The 23,766-nt window shown below is 39.4% G+C and carries 24 protein-coding genes; 5 read left to right on the top strand and 19 right to left on the bottom strand.

Annotation, left to right across the window (positions count from 1 at the left end; all coding sequences use genetic code 11):
- Positions 1-25: 25 nt before the first annotated feature.
- The 4 genes from GO620_RS00740 to GO620_RS00725 all read left to right on the top strand — a co-directional run bounded on the left by GO620_RS00740 (position 26) and on the right by GO620_RS00725 (position 4,456).
- The gene (locus tag GO620_RS00740) at positions 26-1,276 is read left to right on the top strand and encodes a tyrosine-type recombinase/integrase (RefSeq protein WP_157523285.1); all 1,251 of its coding nucleotides are present in this window, start codon (positions 26-28) and stop codon (positions 1,274-1,276) included.
- 22 nt (positions 1,277-1,298) lie between these two features.
- Positions 1,299-2,099, top strand: coding sequence for a hypothetical protein (locus GO620_RS00735; protein WP_157523286.1), 801 nt, complete (start codon positions 1,299-1,301; stop codon positions 2,097-2,099).
- A gap of 72 nt (positions 2,100-2,171) precedes the next feature.
- Positions 2,172-2,456 carry a helix-turn-helix domain-containing protein gene (locus tag GO620_RS00730; protein WP_198173488.1) on the top strand — a complete coding sequence of 95 codons (285 nt, stop codon included), beginning with the start codon at positions 2,172-2,174 and terminating at the stop codon, positions 2,454-2,456.
- Positions 2,457-2,866: 410 nt separating this feature from the next.
- Positions 2,867-4,456, top strand: coding sequence for a hypothetical protein (locus GO620_RS00725; RefSeq protein WP_157523287.1), 1,590 nt, complete (start codon positions 2,867-2,869; stop codon positions 4,454-4,456).
- Positions 4,457-4,697: 241 nt separating this feature from the next.
- On the opposite strand, the gene GO620_RS00720 is transcribed toward GO620_RS00725, so the two are convergent.
- The 12 genes from GO620_RS00720 to GO620_RS00665 all read right to left on the bottom strand — a co-directional run bounded on the left by GO620_RS00720 (position 4,698) and on the right by GO620_RS00665 (position 14,166).
- The gene (locus GO620_RS00720) at positions 4,698-4,856 is read right to left on the bottom strand and encodes a hypothetical protein (RefSeq protein ID WP_157523288.1); all 159 of its coding nucleotides are present in this window, start codon (positions 4,854-4,856) and stop codon (positions 4,698-4,700) included.
- Between the two features lie 137 nt (positions 4,857-4,993).
- On the bottom strand, positions 4,994-5,356 hold the full coding sequence (locus GO620_RS00715) for a response regulator transcription factor (protein ID WP_157523289.1): 363 nt from the start codon (positions 5,354-5,356) through the stop codon (positions 4,994-4,996).
- A gap of 63 nt (positions 5,357-5,419) precedes the next feature.
- Positions 5,420-8,290, bottom strand: coding sequence for a PAS domain-containing protein (locus tag GO620_RS00710; protein ID WP_198173490.1), 2,871 nt, complete (start codon positions 8,288-8,290; stop codon positions 5,420-5,422).
- Positions 8,291-8,661: 371 nt separating this feature from the next.
- Entirely contained in the window at positions 8,662-9,480 is an 819-nt protein-coding gene (locus GO620_RS00705; protein WP_157523291.1) for a PRTRC system ThiF family protein, read from the bottom strand.
- A complete protein-coding gene (locus GO620_RS00700) occupies positions 9,477-10,226 on the bottom strand; it encodes a PRTRC system protein B (protein ID WP_157523292.1) in 750 nt (249 codons plus the stop codon). Before GO620_RS00700 ends, GO620_RS00705 begins: the two co-directional genes overlap by 4 nt.
- A gap of 6 nt (positions 10,227-10,232) precedes the next feature.
- The gene (locus GO620_RS00695; RefSeq protein WP_157523293.1) at positions 10,233-11,342 is read right to left on the bottom strand and encodes a hypothetical protein; all 1,110 of its coding nucleotides are present in this window, start codon (positions 11,340-11,342) and stop codon (positions 10,233-10,235) included.
- A 55-nt stretch (positions 11,343-11,397) separates the two neighbouring features.
- Entirely contained in the window at positions 11,398-11,613 is a 216-nt protein-coding gene (locus tag GO620_RS00690) for a PRTRC system protein C (protein ID WP_157523294.1), read from the bottom strand.
- A gap of 10 nt (positions 11,614-11,623) precedes the next feature.
- A complete protein-coding gene (locus GO620_RS00685; RefSeq protein WP_157523295.1) occupies positions 11,624-12,223 on the bottom strand; it encodes a hypothetical protein in 600 nt (199 codons plus the stop codon).
- A 10-nt stretch (positions 12,224-12,233) separates the two neighbouring features.
- The gene (locus GO620_RS00680; protein ID WP_157523296.1) at positions 12,234-12,467 is read right to left on the bottom strand and encodes a hypothetical protein; all 234 of its coding nucleotides are present in this window, start codon (positions 12,465-12,467) and stop codon (positions 12,234-12,236) included.
- Positions 12,461-12,685 carry a hypothetical protein gene (locus GO620_RS00675; RefSeq protein WP_157523297.1) on the bottom strand — a complete coding sequence of 75 codons (225 nt, stop codon included), beginning with the start codon at positions 12,683-12,685 and terminating at the stop codon, positions 12,461-12,463. The genes GO620_RS00680 and GO620_RS00675 overlap by 7 nt, the downstream gene beginning before the upstream one ends.
- 43 nt (positions 12,686-12,728) lie before the next feature.
- Positions 12,729-13,793, bottom strand: a complete 1,065-nt coding sequence (locus tag GO620_RS00670) for a DUF932 domain-containing protein (protein ID WP_157523298.1) — start codon at positions 13,791-13,793, stop codon at positions 12,729-12,731.
- Positions 13,794-13,812: 19 nt separating this feature from the next.
- On the bottom strand, positions 13,813-14,166 hold the full coding sequence (locus tag GO620_RS00665) for a single-stranded DNA-binding protein (protein ID WP_157523299.1): 354 nt from the start codon (positions 14,164-14,166) through the stop codon (positions 13,813-13,815).
- Here GO620_RS00665 and GO620_RS00660 point away from each other — a divergent pair.
- Entirely contained in the window at positions 14,165-14,305 is a 141-nt protein-coding gene (locus GO620_RS00660) for a hypothetical protein (protein ID WP_157523300.1), read from the top strand. The two genes, GO620_RS00665 and GO620_RS00660, sit on opposite strands and share 2 nt — an antisense overlap.
- 485 nt (positions 14,306-14,790) lie before the next feature.
- On the opposite strand, the gene GO620_RS00655 is transcribed toward GO620_RS00660, so the two are convergent.
- The 7 genes from GO620_RS00655 to GO620_RS00625 form a co-directional block, all read right to left on the bottom strand.
- Positions 14,791-14,967, bottom strand: coding sequence for a response regulator (locus GO620_RS00655; RefSeq protein ID WP_157523301.1), 177 nt, complete (start codon positions 14,965-14,967; stop codon positions 14,791-14,793).
- A gap of 278 nt (positions 14,968-15,245) precedes the next feature.
- Positions 15,246-15,479 carry a hypothetical protein gene (locus GO620_RS00650; protein ID WP_157523302.1) on the bottom strand — a complete coding sequence of 78 codons (234 nt, stop codon included), beginning with the start codon at positions 15,477-15,479 and terminating at the stop codon, positions 15,246-15,248.
- A 642-nt stretch (positions 15,480-16,121) separates the two neighbouring features.
- On the bottom strand, positions 16,122-16,892 hold the full coding sequence (locus GO620_RS00645) for a YrzE family protein (RefSeq protein WP_157523303.1): 771 nt from the start codon (positions 16,890-16,892) through the stop codon (positions 16,122-16,124).
- A gap of 52 nt (positions 16,893-16,944) precedes the next feature.
- Positions 16,945-17,526 (bottom strand): hypothetical protein, encoded by a 582-nt coding sequence (locus GO620_RS00640; RefSeq protein WP_157523304.1) that lies wholly within the window; start codon positions 17,524-17,526, stop codon positions 16,945-16,947.
- 22 nt (positions 17,527-17,548) lie between these two features.
- Positions 17,549-18,877 (bottom strand): OmpA family protein, encoded by a 1,329-nt coding sequence (locus tag GO620_RS00635; protein ID WP_157523305.1) that lies wholly within the window; start codon positions 18,875-18,877, stop codon positions 17,549-17,551.
- A gap of 257 nt (positions 18,878-19,134) precedes the next feature.
- The gene (locus GO620_RS00630) at positions 19,135-20,196 is read right to left on the bottom strand and encodes a PAS domain-containing sensor histidine kinase (protein WP_157523306.1); all 1,062 of its coding nucleotides are present in this window, start codon (positions 20,194-20,196) and stop codon (positions 19,135-19,137) included.
- Positions 20,197-20,697: 501 nt separating this feature from the next.
- Complete coding sequence (locus GO620_RS00625; protein WP_157523307.1) at positions 20,698-23,685, bottom strand: glycoside hydrolase family 38 N-terminal domain-containing protein; 2,988 nt, start codon at positions 23,683-23,685, stop codon at positions 20,698-20,700.
- Between the last annotated feature and the right edge of the window lie 81 nt (positions 23,686-23,766).

Below are 23,766 nucleotides of genomic sequence, written 5' to 3'. Positions count from 1 at the left end.
TATAAAGTATGCACATAGTTACGAAATGGAACAGATAATAAAAAGACCCAAGATATCTTTGTGGCTTGACACCAGGCGAAAGCGAGAAGATAATATCTATCCTTTAAGAATTCAGGTTTTCTACGGAAGACAGAAACTTTTTAGTGTGGGTAAGAATCTATCGGAATCGGACTTCCAGAATTCGTATAAAACATTAAAACCTAAAGGTGAATATCTGAAAACATTAAAGATTGAACTTTCCGCACTTGAAGCTAAAGCAAATGAAGTTGCTGAAAGCATTTCTCATTTTACCTTCGAAAAATTTGAAGAGCTCTTATTTGCATCTACCTATTTAGAACTTAATGTTATTGACAGGTATCAAGCCTATATAGATGAATTAATTAAAACCGACCAGGTTGGTACGGCATCAAGTTATTCTTGTAGTATTAATTCTATAAAGTCCTTCTATTTTGAGGGTAAAAAGAACTCGGGCGGCATAATTCCTTTTGATGTTATTACACCTTCTTTTCTTCATAAATACGAGCAATGGTTTACTGGAAAAGGTAAATCGAGGACATCTGTAGGAATTTACCTGAGACCATTGCGTAAAATTTTTAATGTGGCAATAGAGGATAAAATCATCGACAAGGAATTATATCCATTCAAAAAATATAAAATTCCTACTGGCAAAAACACGAAAAAGGCTATCGAAACCAATGATCTGAAGAAATTATTCGAATTAGACCTAAGCCACAACGTTTACCAACAAAAGGCAAGAGCTTTCTGGTTTTTTAGTTATCAATGCAATGGCATGAATATCAGGGACATATCTGAGTTGCAGATTAAAAATTTCCATGGCACTTATTTCAGTTTCTTAAGGCACAAGACAAAAAATACCACAAAGGAAGATCCCAAACCTATCATTGTGCCAATAACAAACTTTGTTAAAGAAATGATAGAACAGTACGGTAAGCTAACAGCTAAGCCCAATGATTACGTTTTCCCCATATTTAAAGCAGGAATGAACGCTTTAGAAAAGCACCGAACTAATCAGAATTTCGTGAGATTTATCAACCAGCATATGGCAAAGATCGCTGAACAATATAAACTTAATATTAAGCTTGGCACAATGGAAGCGCGGCATACCTTTACCACTATGGTTACAAGAAAACAAGGCTTAGAATTCGCCCAGGAAGCGCTCGGTCACAGTACACTTTCCACTACCCAGAATTATTGGAAGGGATTTGAAAACGAAACCAAGCATGAAGTCGCTGATATGCTTTTAAATTTTCAATAAGATTCAACCCACATAAGTGACTATGAAAAAGCAGGCGCTTTCTTCCTTTGATCGGGCAGTATTTAATATCTCTTCTGAGTTTTCCAAAATTCCAAATTATGAAAAGGTGCTGGAGGATGAGGATTTGAAAAAGCTCCACACCTTCGTAGCAGTTGGTATAATGAGTATACATGATGCAATAACAATTGTATATGGTAGTTTTATACCGGCAGCAAATAAACTGGTGGTAAATACCAGAGATAATATTCAAAAGTCTTTATTTAAAAATGTATTTACGTCAGTAAATTACGATCCAGTCATCATCCAGCATGATACCATTCGTCTGGGTTATGTATTTGTCTTCCATAAGTTTGAAGTTTTTGTCAATCAACTTATTGACATGCTGGACGACCTTTCCGGTAAAAAAGCAGTAACAGTGAGGGAATACGCAATTTCAAAATTTAGGTTTAATGTAAAGCACTGGTATAAAAATAAAGCCATACACCTGGTTAATTTTATATCAAATTGCACTAAACACCAAGATGGATTTTGCAGATCTGATAATGCAAGCCATACGATTCCCGAAGAACTTAACCAGGTACCTGAAAATCATAAAATTATCCGTACCGCACAGCAATTTAAAAGCGATACCAATGCATTAACCGATCAGATAACTTCACTTATCAGAATTATCAGCTTAATTATGACATATCAGACTGCAGAAAATTCTTTAAAAAATTTGTCTGAATCACCAATCTTCGAACCCAGTGATGATCTCATAAAATCAAGCCTTCTCATTCTTGAGAATTCCATCAGGAATTTAATCAGGTATTACGAACAATAGAGATTGAATATATCATTTTTGATACTGCTTTTATGGAGTACCAACTGTCCTCATTTATAATTTGATTTGCTTATGAAATCAAATGAAATAAATTCAACCAGCGGCGATGGTTCCATTGAAGACCAACTTAAATCTATCGGGAATCGCATTAAATCTCTGAGAATACGAAGTGGAAATTTAAGCTACGAAAAATTCGCGCACGAAAATAACATTGGCAGGATGCTATTGCGAAGATGTGAAACCGGAAAAAACGTAAATATGAGTAGCTTTTTAAAAATAGTTACTGCTTTAGATGTAACTGTAGAAGAGTTTTTTCAATTTCCCTTAGATCATAAAAATCATTCAGGTCACCACTAAACTGAGCCATTAATATTAAATTAGTCTTACAACAATATTAATATCATATTGAACGATTAATGATTTTAGCTTAAATGGACCTGTCGGCATATTCCTATCCCTATACGTTTGATTATTATTATAACGCAAATAACATCCCTAATCAGGACCTCGTATTTTTCACAGTAGAATATTTTGAAGATGGCCATGGTAATGAACATTTTCACCCTTTACTATTTTTAAATCTGCTTTATAAACAATATCACTTTATATCTGAAAACATCGATAAACCGCATACCGTCATCGAGACGCTGAAAGCTTTACCATTAGATGCACAGAAGCGGCACACCTTATTAGGTTTTCTGTTAAAATGGTTCGGAGGCTATCCGGTCGAGAATATGAATGCACAATATAATTCGACCTTAAGGCTAGTGGAGAAAGAATTTTTGAAGTATCCCGGCGATTCCCCTGAAAAAGAATATTGTCAGAAAGATTGGAAAGGTTACAAAAGGCTAAAGCAAATTGAACCCATCGTCAATGATAAATTAAATGGCGTTGAAACAGGCCTTGAGAATTACCAAAGTTCAACTGCCGGTAATAACCTTAACTTATTCGGCAAAAAGGAATGGAAATTTTTTATTCCGGAAGAGGTCACAGGCCCAATAGCACAGTACGAATTTAAACACTTTAAAGACCAGATTGAAAAATACGGGTATATGGGCTTAAATTTCGAAAATGTTGAAACCAAGATCTATGAACCTATGGTGGCATTTGTTCTCTGCTCAAATGAGGTAAAACTAAAGGATGTAGACACTCAAGAAATCATAAAAGTTGATAATCATCATTACAGACAGCTTTATCTTGAAGGGTGGGAATTAGGAAAAAAAGATTATGAGGCAGAATTTCCTATAACTGCTGCATTGTTATACAGCGATCATTCACCAAAACTGCTTGGTGATTTGCATTACCATTATTATCATTCAGATGTTTCGAACAGCAGTTACGGCTGGGAATATGTAAAGAAAACATGTCCATTAATGTTGACAGAAAACGTCATTAAAAAACTTGGTTACAATTCAGCAAAGCTGTCGGCCACAGATGATTGGAGGAGCAGATATCCAGAGGTTTTTAAGGAATTTGATAATCATGCAAATAAAAGTTCAGGGCCGGTTAATATAAATGAGGGGATCAATTATCACGCAATCAATAATTTGTTCGACAGATTTTACGATGCCTATGATTCGATTTTCGACCAGTTAAGAGGTTATGACTATGACCTTAAAAAGCAAAATATCATTTACCAGGATACACTCGATGAAAAGTGCAGTAAAGATTTTGAATACATTTTACTCAACAACATGGCCAATAAGGATGGCCTTAAATTTTTTGTTGAAGACGTTTATTATAACAAGATTGGAAGATTGTATCTACTCTTTAAACAGCTGCAGTCATACAGGCTAAATCAATTGAATGATGATCATGGTGTAGCTGTTAAGGATGAATCTTTTTTAATGATTTCCAATGGTTATTTGCCTGCAATCGTAACGATACTCAATCAAATCCAGCAATTATCAGCAAAAATGAGCGTTGTAACCCTTCGGTCATTAGGCGACTTAAAAATGGACGACTATAATATCTTAGGTAATTATATTCCATTAGAAAAGCTGACAGATAACCAGGATAATGGAAGCGTGTCAGCTTTGCAAGAAGTTTTTCTAAATGGAAACTGGAGATTTTATGTGCAGGCATTGACCCAGACAAAACCCAAACTTTTAGATGAAAATTTCAAGTTTATCGGCAACCGTAATAAGCATATTGGCGTGATCTGCGGTTATTTCGAAGACCTTAAAAAAATTGGGATTATCAAGCCGGTGTCCAGAAAAACTCTTGCAAAAGCATTGAATGCTGCTCTTAATGATTTTAATATGGGTGAGGATGGACGAACCTTTGCAAATGAAACATACCAATATTCGAAAGATTTCAAACCACAGCTTTATAAATTAGCGAATTTAGACAGCTGATTGCCAACTTAAATCCAGGCAAGGTTTGGCAAGTCAGGATCAGTTTCTTTGACCATATTATTTAAATGGACATGAAACTTAACCAACGAAACCGGTCATCAGCGCTTAACAATCTATTGAAATTTTTAAGGTTGGCTATACTGCAATCTCTATGATAAAAGAGTTATTAAAATTATTTTGATTGTGATGACAATAAGCAGATGGGAAAACATAAAAAAGGCCTCCAAAGGAGGCCTTAATATTATTTGGAAACTTTCGTAAAGCCAATAGCTTCCCTTATACGATCGACTTTATCTTTACCAAAAGATTCGTCGAGACTGGTCCTGCGGTCTTTGCCTTCGTAATGAACAGCACCCTTTTTACCAGACTGTGCGATTTGATATTTTACCGTCTGCTTCATCATCGACATAATTATTTCAGCAATTTATAATATCAGATTATCTAAAAATAAGTGAATATTTCGTATAAAGATTTTTGATCAAATATTGCTAATGTAAATTATCACTTTTATCATCGTAGCCGTTTTACTACAATTTTTCAAGCTAAATGACGATTTACTGTTTGGACAAGCATCTCAATATCGAATGGCTTAGCAACGAAATCATCCGGCGCTCCAGGGCCGTCCAGCTTGTCACTCATATTATCACTCGCGGAAATAAGAATAATTGGGGTTTTAGCAATCTCTCGACTCTCTTTAATTTTTCGACATATATCACGCCCGTCCATATCACCAAGGCGGATATCCATGATAATAAGGTCAGGTGTATCTTCGAGCACAGAAGAGTAAACTGGCTTTCCAGAAGTTAATATTGAGGTTTGAAAGCCTTCTTCTTTCAAAACAATATCGAGGACGTCACATATATCCGTCTCGTCATCGACGATGAGTATTTTATTAGGCATTATAAGATAGTTAAATATACTTAGGCGAAAATGATGCCACCAATTATTTTTAATAGACGAAAATTATTGTGGCGTCGGATCTACAGGTAATTCAAACCAAAAAGTGCTGCCTTTACCTACTACGCTCTCAACACCAATTTTCCCGCCGTGACTTTCAATGATGTCCTTGCTGATAAACAACCCGATCCCAAAACCTTTAGTTGATTTGGTAGCTTCACTTTCAACACGATAAAATCTGTTAAAAATATGCGGTAAATCTTTTGCGGGGATACCCATGCCTTCATCGCTGACACTTACATGTGCTCTTCCATTAACCGTTACACACGCAACGTTGATAACACTATTATGTGGCGAATATTTGACAGCGTTGTTAATCAGGTTCACTAAAACTTGTTCAATTTTATCTTGATCTGCAGTAACTGGTGTAAACAATACAGGATGAAACATGATCGTATGAGAGGTGATAGTAGCTAAAGACTCTTCCTCAGCCGCTTTCACCAGTTCTGCCATGTCAAACGATTTCAGGTTAAGCTTAATCTTTCCTTCGCCAATCCGCGCGACATCCAGAAACCCTGAGATCAACGCGCTCATTCGATCTACCTGACGTCTGGATTTTCCGGTGAGATCTAATGTAGATTGATCACCAGCTTTATTGGCTTTCATGGTAAGTATCTGAAGATACCCATTTAAGGAAGTTAATGGCGAACGCAACTCATGGCTGACAATGCCAATAAAGTCACTTCTACGTTGTTCATCCAGCTTTTGCTCCGTTATATCCAGTACAACACCGGTGAATGCTGTTAATTTCCCCTCTTCATCAGCCTTAACGTTTCCCACAGCACGTAACCATCTAACGTCGTCGCTATTTTTTCGACGCACGGTATGAGAAACATCATAATTGCCTCCACTTTGGATTGTAGCTTGTATAGCTTTGCTAACCCTTTCACGATGGTCTTCGGTAATCATCGCAACACAGTCAGCACGTGTCACCTCTCCGTCGTCTGGTAAAGCAAATAGCTCTCTCAACCGATCATTGACGTCGAGTTTGTTAGTATTGGTATTTAAATGCCATGTTCCAAAATTTGCAGCTTCTATTGCAAATTTTAAATTGTTTTTCGTGCTCTCCACTTCACGTAGAAGTGCTTGTGTTTCGGTTATATCTTGCGCAATTCCTGAAAATCGGTACGGCGTACCGTCTTCTTTGAAAAATGCTTTGCCACAGCAGTGCAGCCATCGAACACGGCCATCTTCTGCGCCGACAGTGCGAAATTTGATATCATAACTGCCCTTAGAAGAAGGATCTAATGCGCGCTTCACGGCTTCATTGACGAATGGCATGTCACTTGGATGCATGTACCGTAACACCTCATCGTAAGGCACAACATCATTTTTAGAAAAACCGTAAAGTTCTTTACACCTGTCGTCCCAAGTAACCAAATTATTCGCGACATCTAAATCCCAGGTTCCCACATCTGCGGCCTTCATCGCAAAGCGTAACCGCTCTTCTTTTATACTTAATTCTTGGTGAAGACGGTCTCTTTCTTCTTGTAACGCGAGTAGTTCTTCATTGGTTGAAATTAATTCTTCGTTTGTTACCTGATATTCTTCATTTAATGAATTCAACTCCTCGTTCATTACGGTAAGCTCTTCATTAAAATTTTGGAGTTTTTCTTCATTTTCCTGCAACTTCTTACGCGCCTTGTAAGATTCAGAGATGTCTACAATTGTCCCTATAAATCTTTGCGGCACATTTTCCTCATCGAAGTAGACTTGTCCGACTGTTCGGACCCAACAAATATTGCCACTCATGGCGTCGATAACACGGTGTTCTACATCAAAACTGCCCTCGTAACGATTATCATTGTAAGCATTTCTAATCGACGTTATAAAAAGTTCTCGATCTTCCGGGTCAATTCCTTTTAAAAAATCTTCGGTATAACGAACTTCTTTACTGGCCTTTACTCCGAAAATTTTTCTGCAATTTTCGTCCCAGTACAACGTGTCGGATGCAACATCCAAATCAAAAACACCGATATGTGCCGCTTTTTTTGCAAGATTCAGTTGTATGAGGGCATTATCGACTTCCAATTTTGAGTTACGTTGAGCAGTAACATCGTTTGCAACGATCTGCACACTAATGACGTTTCCTAACTCATCCAGAACTGGCTGGTAAACAAAGTTGAAGTATCTCGAAAAAGAAATATCACCTCTTTGTGCGACTTCTATATCTTGACCGTAGATCGACTTTCGCTCCAGTTTGACACGGTGAATGATCGATATTAGACCACTACTAACTTCCTGATCTAACACCGCGTCTAGCGATTTGCCTATCGCAGCATCGTTTATCTGCCATAGTTGGAGAAGTTTTTCGTTCGCACTATCTATTTTGAAGTTATCAGCGTCAATTAACCCAATAGCAGTGGGTGCACCTTCAAGCAACATTCGTGCTTTCGTCTCGGTGATTGACAACTTTCTATAAGCGGCGTCAACTTCATCATATGCACTCTTAAGTTCTTCGTTACTCGCTGATAACTCTTCATTTAAAGACAAAAACTCTTCATTCGCTTGCTCTAGTTTTTCCTGATAATACACCTTTTCAGATGTTTCGACAGCAGTATTAACGACACCATAAATTTTACCGTTTGCGTCCTTGAGAGCTTTAAATGAAAAGTCAAAGTACTTAAGTACTTGATTGCCGTTTTCAAAGATAAACGCTTTACCATTTGGTTCATGATATTCTTCACCAGTATTCAAAACGTCCACTAATAATTTATTAAACCCCTGATCTCGAATTTCAGGAATTGCGTCGTGTAAAGTCTTATCTATTACCGAGATATCTTTTGACCAAATTTTCAGCATTTGGTAATTAACCGCGCCAATAGTAAGTTCACTACCTAAAAATATTGCCGCGCCTATTGGAAGTGCGTCAACCATGGTTTGTTGAGCGTATGAAGAAAGCATTAATGAATTCGGGTTTTCAATAGTGTTACTTTCAAAGATAACAAAAAAGGGAGGTTAACTAAGTTTTGAACTAATTGACAACTTTTCACCTATCTACCGGTTGGATACCGAGGAAAAAGATTTTTGAATACTTATCTATGAAACTGGAATTTTGAACAGGTGAGGTCATCGTATGAATTTTTTTCCTCAATAAATAGCACAGGACTTTCGCGTTAAAAGATTTTTAACACTTCAAGCTTGAAGTGTATGTCATGTTTTTCCCGCACCGTGTTTTAAAATAAAACGGCAGCGGAACACGGGGCGAAACGGGGCTCCGGTAACCCGGAGCCCTCCGGAGGATTTACCTAAGCAATCCTCATCGGCTGTGCCCTGAAATCCTGCAAATTGAGGAACAGCCCCCTGTTGAATAGAATGCCTTCACGGAAAAGCTGCCAAAGCAGGGAAGCGCCGCAATTTGCTAATGCAGAGTTTATATATAAGTCCTGTTTGGTCAGGGCTTCTGCAAGTGAGCAGCTTGGCACCTCGTTATTTTGGTCGGCACCTTCCATTAAGTCATTGAATTCATTGGTAATTAAGGGCAATGTGTCGACTGTTCGAAAACGTTCGGAAACTGGTTGGGGGATTTTTCCAAGCGTTGACAAAATGACCTGCCCGTTATTACGGCTATTACCAAAATCCATCCAATACATACCTCTGTCCCTGCTATAATGGTTTTTAGCTGATTGTGACAATACTTGCGCAATCTCAAATCTTGCCTGCACGGTATCCACGCAGGAAATGATAATTGTTGCACTGGTGAGCGAATACTCAATAGTGGTTTTACGGGAATATTGATACGTTTCCGCTTTCCAGTTCGTGCCGAAAAAGCGGTTGATACGATTGATTAGGGCAACGGATTTAAATTGCCCCGTTTCAGATGTTGTGAAAAGCTGTCGCCCCAAATTTGCGGGGCTGACCGTATCATCATCAAAAATTCTGACAAACAATCCTGCATGACCTAAAGCAATAAGCGAATGGTTCATTCGGGCTAAAGCCGTTAGCACCTGTCCGCCAGTTCCGCCCGCCCCTATTAAGTTAACCGTAACTGGATTATAAGGTTGTAACAATTCCTTAGGGATAATATGTGCTGCGGGTTTTGTTGTCCGTGCATTTTGATTTTTCATGAGATGATGTCCTTAATAGTGTAACCTGTTGATTTTAATTCCTTCAGCGGGAAGTCCGCCCCGCTTTTTGCGAGCGTACGCCATAAAATGGTAGTATCGGTCAGCGTAGTTGAATTACCATTGATAGAATGGCTGAAATAACTGTTAAAGAAGTATTCCTGCCAAAGGCGCATAAAATTTTCAAGGCATTCGCTTTTGCTGATGGCAATATTCACCGTTCCCATACACACCAAGCCGTTAGCATAGGTATTCAAGAATGGCGCATGGTACAGCTTGCTCTTTTCATTCGGTTTGTTCTTACCTTTCAGCGCATAGACTGATAATTTTTCGCTGTGCGCTTTCCATACCAAAGCAGGTAATTTGAATTTACCTGATGGTACATTCAGCGCGTCGATAAATAACAAATTAGCATCCTGTGGCGGGGTGTACCATACCGCAAAGCCATTTCGTTGCTGGTCGAGATAAAGCACATTAGCGGGTAACAGGTTTCTACTTTTCAAATACCCGTGTTTAAAATCATCCCCCGATTGCAATACGTCAGCAAGAGAGCCGATTTCCTTCAATGATAGCGGATGCGCATTGATTGGCTTGCCGTTTTTACCGATGTCGTAGCTTTCTACGTAGACCTCTGTTTTAGGTTTATAATTATAGCCATTGATGTTATTCTCGGCTGTTTCCTGCTTGAAAATCAGTAAGGCCTTAACGGGTATAAATTCAGCGTTAAATTGTTCAGTTATATTTTTCATAACGATTTATTCGTCTTCGTGGTCGTATTCATTGAGCAAATCCCTTAACCGCTCCATCAGTTCAAAAAGTTTCTTTTCATAGCTGAAAACACCTTCACCGCTATCGGGTATTTTTTCAAATGACCGTATGGCGTTAGGTTCCTCTACAACAGCTATTTCCTGTAAAGTAGAGTTTATCATTTCATCGAGGTCATCCGCAAAGCAATCTTTCCCGCTCCAATAAAAACCCGTGTATTGATAGGCTGAAATCGTTTCATCCTCAGCAGGATAAATCAATTGGGTGTGGATATTATCATGTATGGAACGCTTGGGGTATTGCCTGTATAACTGTAAAAATTCAATCCCGAGCAGTTCCCATTCCAGTTCCCAATTGTCGGCGTGGCGATAATGGGTGATGACCTTTTCCATATTTTTCAGGATACAAGGTTCTTGGATACGTCTTAATATATGGCATCCTGCCTGCCTTAATTCATACATTGTATTTTCACGCTTTTCCCGCCATGCCTTGTTTTCGTCATCATCAGCTTCCTCGCCCTCTGTTTCCTGCATCCAGGTGTCTAATGTTTCATACTGGCCGTCCATAAAACTGCCGTTTTCGGAATAGAAAGGCACGCCTGTAACCTGATGCAGGTAAGCGAATAAAGCGGTAACCAATTCCGTAATTTTTTCCTGCCCTTTAGTGTTCCACCATTTCCAATAAGCCCGGACAGGGATATAATACAGGCCGTTCAAATCGAAAGTATTAATCACGGAGAGTACGGCCTTTTTCGTTTTATCCTCCAAGATGATCAGGTGGCTGCCTTTTTCCTTAAGCCCGACCTGTTCTTGTAAGTAAGTCCATGCCTGATAAATATTATGCGGGTAGGTAACCATTTCCAAGTCAGGAACAGCTAACTGGTAATATTCGCAAAGGTTATGAAGGGAGTTTTTAAACTCCCTTTCCTGCCTGTTCCTGTTACCCTCGTACCCGAAAACAGGTGTGAATGAGGTATTCAGAAAACCAGAGTTACCATTTCGTGTGGTGCGCTCCGCAGGGGGTTTCGCCTTACCTCGTCCGCATCGGGCAGGCGGTCTAAGTCCCTTATTAATTCTGCAAATAATTGGTGCATTTTCCATTGTGTTCCCTTTTTGTTCAGTTTTACAATCCTGAATTGTTGAAATTTCCTCATGACTAACCTTTGGTTCCTATAACCGCATCGAACCTATATTGCATTTCGTCGTCTTTTATTTCAGGGCCGTTTATTTTGGCATTCGTTAATACGGGATAAGTTGCTGCATAAAAATTCTGCACAGCTCCAATGTCAAAGGTTTCATTCGGGTCAGCCAGGCGAACATCCTGCCCGTTTATTTTGTGTATAAACACCCTTTTTAAAATATTTACTTTCATGGCTGATTGATTAATCGTTAAACTGTTCCTGTAATTTGTCATAGAGGTCTTTACCAGACTGCACTTCCTGTTTTTTTGCTACTATCAGTTCTGCCTGTTCAGGATAGTCGTCTGCACTTGGCAAATGGGCGAGCGCCTCGGTGTATTTCATTTGTTTTGCCAACTCCTTTACCTTGACCATGGCATCATCAAAGAGCCTTTTCTTTTCGGCTTTAGCCTGCTTATCGTCGGGTTGGGTTTTAAAAAGGTCATCGGTCTCTTCCACGTCATCGTGTTCTTCGTCAACGGGTTGCGATTTCGCCGATTTACCCTTTTCTGTTTTAGCCGTTTTCTTCGCCTTTTCCAATTCCGCCTGATAAGCATGCAGGTTGGCTAACAGTTCCGTTGTTTGCCGAATGGGCGAGGTCAGTTGGGTGAAAAAACCCTCGCCGAGTTCGGACGGTGAACCGTTGAAAATAAGTGGTGGAAGGTTTGGCTGACTGCCGATTTGTTGTGTATTGACCAAGTGAACAGATACGGTTTGTTTGTCATCAACATGATTGTTTATGTTGACAGACAGGTTGCCTTTAAAATTCAGTCCTGCAACCAATTCAAAAAAATTCGTTTTCATTGTTGTTATTTTAATGTTTATTAATAAATCCTGATGCCATCAGTAATAGGGCAGCGATAATGCATAACAATGCAAAGACGGACACCGCTTTTTCTACTGCCCTTATCAAAAGGGAGGCGGAGTATGATTTAAAATAGGCGACCCCTCCCCATCCGCGCCTGTTGAACCTGCGCTTGGCCACCTGATAGCGGATTGCTACGCCCGCTAAAATCAAAACAGTTATCAAAAAGTTATGTGCTACCATGATAAGGGTTGTTTAGTAATCTTTGTCCCTTTACCCTGACGAAAATGCACCTCGTACCCGTTTTTCTCGACCAACCCTGAAATCAGGCGTTTTGCTGTGGCAGCATCGAAATCATCTTCCGCCGTCATATTCAAAAAATTCAGGTCATCAAAATATCGCAGGGTATTCGCCAAAACCTTTATCGCTTTTCGTTCTGTTTTTTCTGCCAGTATGCTCATTGTATATTTGTTTTATAGGGGGGAACAAATCCCCCCTATATTCTTAATTCAGGTTTAATGCGTCTGCTCCATGATTCGAAAAGCGTTCACAAAGATTGAAAACTACCTGCGCCCTTTGTTTTGCCGTACCATCCATGATAGATTTGAACTTGGCGTCACCGTCCTTAAATTTTCTAACATTCTGAAAATAGCCGGTAACTGCATTGTAAGCCCCGAATACCGTTCCCGCAGTTGTTTCCATTAACTGGGTTGAATTACCCATAGCATAGTCGAATGCGCTGTCCACCATATTGGTGTAGGTAGATGAAAGTTCTTCGATATTGCCTGTTTTCAAATGATGCAAAGCCTCTTTATTCGGCGACATAGCAATAGCAATTAACTTTTTAACCTCTTTATCAGTGATACGGACATTAGCCCATTTGTTAAAAATCTGCTCGAGTTCGTCAGCCAGTACGTGAGAAATCCCCATTAGTGTGTGCGCCTGTTTTAACCGATCATTGGCGGAGGCTGTGTGCCTGATTTTTATCCCGCTGGAATGATTGCGTAATGCAGCATTCAATGTATTGTTACATACAATTCTTGTAGGCGTAAATGCTGCTGTAATGCTTCCAAACCCATCGTGTGAGGTAGTCAGGAACAAATACTGTGCTATCAAATCCTGCTTGCCCACTTTGATATAATCACGTAGTTTGGCGGTAATAAAAATGCGTTCACCATTACCCAATGCGCCTGCGGTCTCGTATTTAATACCTTCACCATTTCCTACTATTGCGTCAAAGAATTGGAATGCATCTGCATTTTGTACAACCTCGTAATCTTTGCCAACTACGCCCAAGACCGTATCGCTGTCATTTCGCACAGTTGCGAACATGTTAGGAACAGGTATTTTTGGCATTTTCCCTGCTTCCCCATTAGCGGTAACATTATCGAATGCACTGGTAAAAAGCGGTCGCTTCTCTACCGTGTAATCTAATCCTGCATAAGCTATCGCTTCTGCGCTTGTTGGGTAATCGGCTACAATTTGCCCTAAGCCATGCCATGCCTTTTCCTTTACACTAAAAAAACTGTGCTTACCGCTCTGCTCGTTATAAAAAAGATTGTGTCCCATGATTAAAGAATTTAGGTGATTATTTCTGACGTTTTAGGGTACTTTTTGCTCCGTCACTATCATTTCTTTGAGATGCACCGAGCAGGTTAATTTCATTTGTGTGAAAGTTGAGGCTTGCCATCGGTTCGCCGTCCCTTGATACCCAAGGCCTGGCTGTCATATGCCCGTAAAGCTGAACCAGCAAACCCTTTGTCAAATAAGGTGCTAAGGCATCCGTGCGCCAGTATGCGCAATCTACGTAGGTGGTTTCTTCTTTCTGTTCGCCGTTTGATTTGTAACGGCGGTTAATGGCTACCCTGAAATCGGTAACTTTCTTGTCCGAAGTTGTTGTTCTCACGATAGCGTTTGCTACCAGTCTGCCTGTGATTTCCATGATTAAAATTTTAATGGTTATTAATTTTTTATTTGCTTTTCCTTTTCAGCCGATTTCCCTGAAAGCTGTTTTCAAAGAAAAAACGGAAAAAAAGAAAGCCCGGAAAGGTGCCCGCGATAGGCAAAAGGAAACGGAATAATTGGAAGGGGCCCGGAACGGGAAGGATGCCGTTTATGCCGTAGTCTTTTGCGGATCTATGGTCAGATCTGAAACTGCGGGCAAAACCTTAGCTGGCCTTTTTATCCGTTTCGATGAAAACAGTTAAGAGTCAAAGTCGTGTTTTAATCAGGTCTTCGTTTACGCTGTTGATTAATTAAAATCTTAATTATTTTAATCAGCTGAACCTGTAATTTTTAAAGCATGGGTCTTTAAAAGCGTGGGCGTAATAAAAAAATAACCTTAATTATTTAGTCTTGCCTAAACCGTATATGTGATGATAGGCAAATCTGCCATGTAGAAATCTTGACTATGGTTATTCAATGTAAGGAAATGTGAAGTTGCTGATTCTTAAATCAGGTCAACTTAAAGTATTTTTGGTGCGTAATTGGTTGGTAATTTGAGGGTATAAGTGGGCAGGTACAATGGCTTAAGTATAACATCTTTAAATTCCAAGTTTAAAAGGTTTTAATACATCTGGTGATCGACTAATGATGTAAAAGCTAAAACAGGAACATCATAATTGTGCTCACTTAGGTATGCCATCGTTTGGTAGCCATCTAATACGCGCATTTCCAGATTAAGAAGAATCATCGTAAAAGGCACGCTTTGCGTGAGCATATCCAGGGCAACCTGGCCGTTCACCGCGATCGTAACAGTTGCGTTGAAATTTTTTAGTATTTTTTTGCAACCATCATATTAACAGGATTATCTTCTTCTAATAGACAATGTTGTTCTGCCCAAGTCACTAAGTGGTATAATTGTAACCGTTTGATTTAATAGAGCTGATATTTTGTCAACACAAAGATGGATTCAAATGAGGAGGAGGAAATTAGGCTGTAAAAGTAACAGCCGGTAATTTCCGGCTGCTTACTTGTTAACTATTACTTGTTAATTCCAGCGAAAGCTAGTTTAATGTCTTTTTAGCTCGCCTGAACTGGCTGTTCACCTGCAGCATCTTCTCCGTCGGCTTCGGCCGTCGCTGGTTCATGCTCATCCGTCCCTGATTCATGAGTCTCAGGATCTACAGAATCTTCGTCACTATTAATATTCTCGTCTTGGTCGCTTGCTTCTGGGTTTGTTGTCAGGGTATGTTGGTTAACAGCATTATCAAAGTTAACCTGATCTTCCTGGGGGTTTTGTACTTGCGTTGTCATATATCTAACTTAATTGGTAAGCTCCAAAAGAAAACTTTTAATAATTTACCTATGCCAGAATAAATACTGATTGTCAAAATATTTATACTATAAAGTATAGGTGTGTTTAACCGCCCATTTGCAAATACAAGATTGAATTTAAGGAATGAGTTGTTCTTCCTGAAGTTTTTTAACAGATCAAAAAAATAGTCGGGCGAATCTTGATAAACCGCAACCCCAACTTTAGGCTTTTAGACATATCAGTCATAATCGCTATAGTTTTTTTTAAATCGAGAGTTCTGCCTCCATCTCGTTTCTTATTCAACTCATGATAAATACACGAGTTGAGTTAAAATTCCAGAGTGCAACCGACAAACTACCATATCTAAAAGGATAGCTTAAACCAGAACAAAGGTAGGTCGTTATCAGAGCCAAACCATAAACCTTCCAACCTGCTGGTAATAATTTTCCGGCCAAATTGCTTCCTATAATGCCATTAACCCCTACTAGTAGTGGCTTTTTATTCATACTCAAGTGAGACGCAGACACCTCATATTGTGTCAAAGTTTAACTTTATTAAACAACAATAAAGGTTAATAAAGGCATTATCTGGCAGACTATTGTTTATATGTCGTCACACCCCTTCGTTAACTTTCTAATTAATTATATTTTCTGATTTGCAGCCTGGTTCATGTGCGATTGTTTCTCGTTATAATCGTAAGGCACCTTAGAATCCCTGCCTAACTTGGCAGCAAAACCTGCGGCGATTGAACCCAATAATACTCCAATAAAGCTATATAAAGCCGCCTTACCGGCTGCAGAAGCAGCATCATCAGCAACTTGTCGGCTTTTCTCTTCAATTTCTGTCTTATGCGTAGAAACTTCATCAGAGATTTTTGCGCTGTCATTTGCCATTTGTTTTTCCCCCGCGTTACCGCCCGAATATCTTTGCTCCGCTGCTTCTTTTAAAGACGGGGCTGCGGTTGAAACTGCATTGCCAACCATTTTCCCTGCTCCGCCTACAATACTGCCAATAGCACTTGACAACAGGTAAAAGGTAAGAATGAACATTAAGCCCGCAACCAATAGACCGTGTATCACACTTTCTGAAGTATGTTTATCTTTTGCTAGGCGGCCTGCAACCCAACCACCTACAAACAAGGATATGATAAAGCTTACTGCGGACCATATGCCCGAACCAAGTGCAAGTGCGGTACCTGGTGTGTCATGCCCTACGGCATCAACGGTACTCATCCCTATAGCTACACCCAAAAGCATTAACAATAATTGTGTTAGTACTGCTAAGATAAGACCTGCAAAAATTGCCGGCCAGCTTATGCGCTGCCGCGATGTTATATTGTTATAAACACTATATGGGTCATTAAAGCCGTCGGGGCTTAATTGTGATGCTGTATAATTATTACTTGTTTCCATAATTTACTTAAACTTTATTGATTGAATATTTTAAAATATGTTGTTAGTATGGCTATTTGGCGTCGCGTTTTACCTTTGCAGCTGTGCTTCTGCCCGGTAGGTACACCTGGAAGCCAAACGATAAATTAAGGTTGCTTTGAAAAGACTGACTGCCAAAACCTGCCAGGCCATTATATTTCAGCAAGGTTTCCAAGCCAATACTTGGCGTAATGAAATACGCAAAGCCTGGTCCTACGCTTATGTTTAGGCCGTTGGTATTACCGCCACCATTGCTTACGTTTACGCCGCCTAAACCTAAAGTCGCTTCGCCAAAGATCCTCCCGTGGCGAAGAACACTCACATCAGAACCTGTATAATAACGGCCTAATGCGCCAATCCCGTAGCTGGTAGTTGTGTTAGAATTTTTGGCTGTCTGTACTCCTAAATTGGCGTAAGCACCCAAAGCCAGATTATCAGCTACAAACCATGCCGCTTTGGGTGTAATGTCCAGGCTAAATATTTTTGGATCATTTAGCCCAAGATTAATGTTTGTAAAGTTGCCGCCTACAAGTACATTGCCTTGTTGAATTTGCGCTTTGGCAGATAAAGCAATGGTTGATAAAGCAATAGTAATTGCCAATAATGATTTTTTCATGGTATCTATTTAAAATGGTGGGTTACAATAATGAGAACTCTACACGGCGGTTCTTTTGACGCCCTGCTGCAGTTTTGTTTGAGGCTATTGGTTGCGTTGACCCATATCCTGTTGCTTCAATTCTGGACGCGTTGGCACCTTGCGAAACCAGGTATGCCTTAACAGCTTCTGCCCTGTCTTTTGATAACCGTAAGTTTAATTCTGACGAGCCGGTATTATCTGTATGGCCGGCAAGTGTTAAACTGAAGTTTTTCTGCGTAAGAAGGTTAGCAACACGGTTTAACGTTGCATCAGAAGATTCTTTAATGGTGGATTTTCCCAGATCAAATTCAAGATTTTTAATAGCTTCATTAACTACTCTTCTATCTGCCTCTGTCACAATTACACGTTGGGTGATTACTGGTGCAGGTGTTTTTAAAGGGCAGCCTGCGCCATCCACAGTTGTGTTTGCTGGTGTGCCAGGGCATTTATCAAACTTATTAGCAACGCCGTCGCCATCAGAATCTCCAAGGTCGCTGGCATACTGCTGCTGATCACTCAACCTATTGGCTTGCGCTGTTGCAATCTGCGCACGAAGTTCGGCGCTTTCTGACGCGCTTTGTTCACGCAGAGCAGCCAGCGCACTATAATTTTGCAGTTGTGAGGATTTTTGTTTACCTAAAGCAAATTCAAATCCACCGTGTGCATAGCTAAACCTGTCATTTGTTGATCCGGCAACACCATCAAACCGCGTTGTTTTCATAAAGCCAACGGTATACCCCAGATCAAGATTAATGCCTTTAGACAGCCCAAATTTGAAGCCTGCTCCTACCGGAATAAACCAGTTGCGCTGATATCCTTCATTTTGAGCACTTGCAATACCTGATGTTACCGCATTATATGACATATAACCAGCACCACCTGTTAAATAAGGGGATAAAACATTATGCTTTCTATTGAGGCTTAAGTTTGCAACAGTAAAGTTGCCGCTTATCGCGGCAGACCATTCTATACGGGTATCAAACCTACTGTTGTTTTGTGCTTGTGAGGGTGAAGGATAAAGGTTCGACTGATAACCTCTCACCTTTCCCGCCAGAAAATCTGCCTGAATGCCAAAGCCTGGCAATATTTGTTTTTTAATGTAACCTCCGTAACCCCAGCTTTCTTCCGGTGTGCGGAAATCGCCGTTAGTTGGTCCGTTAAAAGGTGTATAATGTGTTAGCATACCACCGTTTAGTCCTATTGACCACGTTCTAAAAGTTTCTTTACCAAATCTTTCTGTGGTGTCTTGATAGGCGCTCTGAGCGTACACGCCCGTTGAAAAAAACAAAGCTGATATCGCCAGCGTGCTTCTTGTAAATTTTAATTCCATTTGTTATGATTATTTGGCAAAGACAGGCCAATAACCGCTCCCTCATATGGATTTAAAAGGATTTAATGTGAGAATGAACCTTTAAAGTGTTATGAGGTATGATAATTTAATTTTGTCAATTATCTTATCAACTCTTAATTGCTCTAATTAAACTACTAATGGTATTTTATATACTAATGAGTAAAATCGCAGAATGTGAGAACAAATACGGATATATAGAAAATATGTACCAAAAATTGGTTTTAATAAGATCCGTACTATTTAGGAAGCGTTATTATAAATGTCGTTCCCGCGTTCTCTGCGCTGTTGAAAGTGATTGATCCTTGGTGCCAATCAACAATTGTCTTTATTAGATACATACCAAGCCCCGTGGATTTCTCGCCTCTTAGCCCACTCCTGCCTGCACCAGAAAATTTGTTAAACAAGTTTTGATGAAACCGTTCGGGGATGCCTACCCCGTTATCGGCAACTGAAAGCCGCACAGCATCTTCATCTTCATCAATAAAAATTGATATTTCGCCTCCATCGGGTGTAAATTTTAGCGAATTAGAAATGAGGTTATGCATCACTTGCATAAACTTATCTTCATCTATTTCTACATATATGATTTTTTTGCTTGCGTTTACTTTTAGATTAATGCTTGTATCATGCTGAGTGACAAAATACTCCTTTGTTCCGGTATTTATTTTTTCTACAAGATCTACGCGTGTTTTCTTTAGCTCTATACCAGCGCTTTCCAAAAATTCTTCGTTGATGAATGTTCTGATAAGCCGGGTACTACTGCTGCTAATCTTACGGATCATTCTTATGTATTCATTCAAGTTGCTATTATCTAACTCATCTACTTCCTGTTTCATCAGGCTGGTCAGATTTTCTATAGTTGATATTGGCCCGGCAAGCTCATGAGCAAGAATATTAAGGATAGAATTTTTCTTGGTATTGTGATCATTCATTAAAACGCTGTAATTCTTTACAGCATTTATATTTTCTGCATAACCTGTTACCGATAGATTTTTGCCTTGTTTAACAAGATAAAAACTAACTGACACCCACTTAACGGACCCGCGCACAATTCTGCATTCAATATTGATAACGTCATCGCCGTTTATACAATCTTTAATTTTATTAATGATGTAACGCCTGTCCTCATCATAAATAAGCGATAATATTTTTCGTAAAGTAGCTGACTTTAAAGCAACGCCGAAGAATTCTGTAAAGGCCGGATTTAGATATTCAAACCGGGTGTTAGTAATTGAATAAGAAAAAAAGAAAAGGCTAGCCTGTTTAGCTAAACCGTTTAAAATATTAGAGGGAGCCATGCGTTTGAGAAACGCTGTTGTCCCTAAGGCCGCCTCACATAGTATAAAACATTCAATTTTTATTTTAATTATATTATGTTGCGATTTATATAATCAGATGACTAATGAAAAAGTCTGGTGATATGTAATAACCATTTTTTGATGGGACAAAAGATCTGATAGTTTTTTCAGGTAAGTTCTTAGGAAGATGATTTATGATTTTTGCATAAAGTCTTCGCAAGCTTCACGTCCTCTCGCCTATTCAACACTCATCGAATTTATATTCAATTGGATAGTGAGGGATTGCACCGGCAACCTTTTTAGGGATAGATCTATCGGAGAGTTAATGCTGTTGCGCATAAAAGGCGGCCACAATTGTGAAACGCCTGATTCAAGTGTACCAATTTGAGACATTAGGATATTTTTAGCAAATACACAGCATTTTGAAAGGGTTAAATATTAAAAATATACGCAATTCCCAATCTGCGCATGGTTCTCTTCATGTTCAGTATGATAAAATTGTTATTCAAATACCATTCTTAAAGTCGCTGTTCCATATGAGTTTAAACGGATCAAATCACTTTGTTTTACTCCGATTGTTTCAGTCGGATCGGACAGATTTATTGATTTTGGTGAGCCCGATGGATAAGTAAGGGTAACATTTTCGGTTGTATTTGATAGGGAACGTAATCTAAGCATTATCGCCTTACCGTCTTTCGAAGGGCTTAACGCGGAAATGAATACACGTGGATTATCTATAGAAACCATTGGTTTACTTATTGCATCTTTAGTTGATAAAACTGCGACCAATGGGCGATTTTGTTCCAGCCCAAACCGGTTAGTAATTACAGGGTCAAATGCTCCATGAGGAAGGATTATATAATGGAAAGGAATGATACCACCTTGTTCAAGAGGGAAATTTGTGCCCCACCTATTATTAAGCGCATAAGAAACTATCGTACGATTATTTATCGGGAGATTTTTGATATAATGGTCTTCTCCATATCTGGCCCTTTTCCTGTTTATTGTTATCCCACCTAATTCTACTATTGGAGATTCTATACATGTCCAAGCCACTCCAAATTGGCTATTGGTAATATCAATCCAACGTTGAAAAGCTAGAAAATTTTGATTGGCGCCTCCCGGGAGCTGTTCGGTTTGAGGATTCATAACTCCCCATGGTATGTCAAAACGGATTGTTCCGTTAGGCACATCAAAGGCATACGCAAAATGCACACTTTCTTTTGTTGTTGTAGAAATTTTATCCAAAACGTTGAAGATGTCTACTTGCGGCTGATTTGCGTAGATCCGAATTTCGCGGACAAGAGCATTACATCCCGGTGCCTTGGATTCTATTTTCAAAGATGCCATAACCGGACCATTATCTTTAACAGAGATATTTACGTCGGTTGGTATTCCGCTCTTAAACGAGGAATCTCTTCCAAGTACATACCTGTAGGAATTCAATGAATAAGTTGATTTGGTATTGACAAATTCATGTAGAGTCCGTTTGTCGTAAAAGCTTACAATATCGCCCGTTTTCCGATCAACTATCACCTTTATCAACTTATTTTCAAGTGTCGTGTCAGAAGCCATTGGTTCTTTGGGAATCTGATCAAGCGTTTTCACCAGCCTAAATGTTTTTGATCCAAGTGCAGGTATCCCCGGCGCCATGAAAACCAATTCTCCCGAAATTAGGCGTTGAGATGGGATGGAATTACCGGAAACATCAACAATTCCGCTGTAACCCTTACTTTGCAGATCAGTGAGGGTAACAAGGCCAGTTCGCGTCCAAGAAAGCGCATTTAGAACTGTGAAGGATTGTGTTTCACTGCTGGAAATCGGTTGCAAGATATTTGTAAAAAGTTCTCTGCTGGTCTTATCACCATTTTCAAAATAGGATGCTTTAACAGCTTCGACTTTTTTTGAGATAGGCATTTCAGGCTTCCAGTATCCCCAGGTGTGTTCACTGCCAAGCAATATCCATTGCCATGAATCGTAAATACCTGATTGAAAGCCAATAGCTTTATTTTTGGGATAAAGCATAGTCGATAATATTTCAGCTTGTGAAAGTCGCTCCTTCGAAACTCGGTTATATCCGGTTCGTAATGCATCCGATCCCAGCCCATCAGTCCAGTATTCTGTTAAATCTCCATGACGTTCCGGGATTAAATTTCCAAACTTTTTAAGGTACGCGTCAATAATATTTTCGCCTGATGAAATCACAAGCTTAGGAAATGCGTATTTCGAATTCCAGGCTTTGACTGCATCCGGAAGGTCTGCGTCTATAATGGAATTATCGGACATTGACCAGGTCATAGTGAAATAGTCGTATGGAAGTCCAGCCTTTTCAATCGCATCGGTTTCCTTGGTCAAATAGCTAAGCGGTATAAAATTTTCAGAAGGATTTTTAGTTTTAATATAATCAACAACTGCCGGATAATCCTGAATCCATCCACCTGCCGGATTTTCATAATTAGGATAGGGTGACGGCTTTATCTTTAAAGCTTTCCAATACCAACCCCAATCATATTGTGGGCCTTGGATATAAAGCACCTTCGTTTTCCTATCAGGTGCAACGAAGTAAAACGGCTTTTGAAATAATGTGTCGTTATGATAAGATGAATTAGGAAATGTAATAATTCCTTTAATTCCATATTGAGCTGCAGCTTGAACTATTCCCCAAGAGATGCCAGGGACATCAATTTGAACCATTGTTTTGGATTTGACACCTGTAAGCTGATTTATCTTAAGGCCAGCCTGAAACATCCTAAGCAGCTCCTCATCAGAACAAATGCTCGTGTTTAAGTTTGCATAATTTGCATTAAGTCCTACCTGGCCTTTCTTAACTGCATCAATAAATGCAGCACGCTGAGTGGCCGTGGCGACTTTAAGAAAATTCTCTGTCGCCCAAACCGCCTCAGTGTTCCATATATATCGTGAACCTACTGGATAGTTTGCAGTTTTTTTTGCCAATTCCATTCCATTGATGAGATTTCTCACCGTGATTTTTTTTACTATTTCCTGGGTTTGAGTATAACCTATATCGACATGAGAATGAGGATAAACAAACACTGTCCACTGACGTTTAAAAGGGATTATTGCTGAGGCACTGAGTTGATGCTCCTTTGATTTGATGGTAACTTTTAAAAGACAATCTTTAGCAACAGCGATTCCTTCCGGGAGTAATATAGTTAAGGCTGTGGTGCCGTTTGCATTTGCAGGAACAATGGTGGTCTCGGTTTTCCCTTCACACTCTATTGTCATTGTTGCAAGATCAAACAATTTAGAATTCTTGAAATGCAATATAATTTCACGTCCGGGCTTACCATCTGGACGATACCGATAAACAGGTTGTGGTTCAAACTCAATTGCATTTGGAAATACTGAATCTGTTTTAATAAGAGCCTTGGCAGCTTTGGAAAAACCAGAAGCATGTAAGCTTTGAAAATTCTGGAATAGGGACGCAAGTATAAACAGACACACTAATAAGATTTTAAGATTCTTCATATACCTATTTTAATTTTTACGACCCGAAATTTGATGACATTTATAATACGTTGCAATATTGTTTCAAGCATATTTCTCATA

The sequence above is a fragment of the Mucilaginibacter ginkgonis genome (assembly GCF_009754905.2).
Classification (GTDB): domain Bacteria; phylum Bacteroidota; class Bacteroidia; order Sphingobacteriales; family Sphingobacteriaceae; genus Mucilaginibacter; species Mucilaginibacter ginkgonis.
The sequence above is the reverse complement of the archived record's forward strand: the minus strand, read 5'-3'. Positions and strand labels throughout refer to the sequence as shown.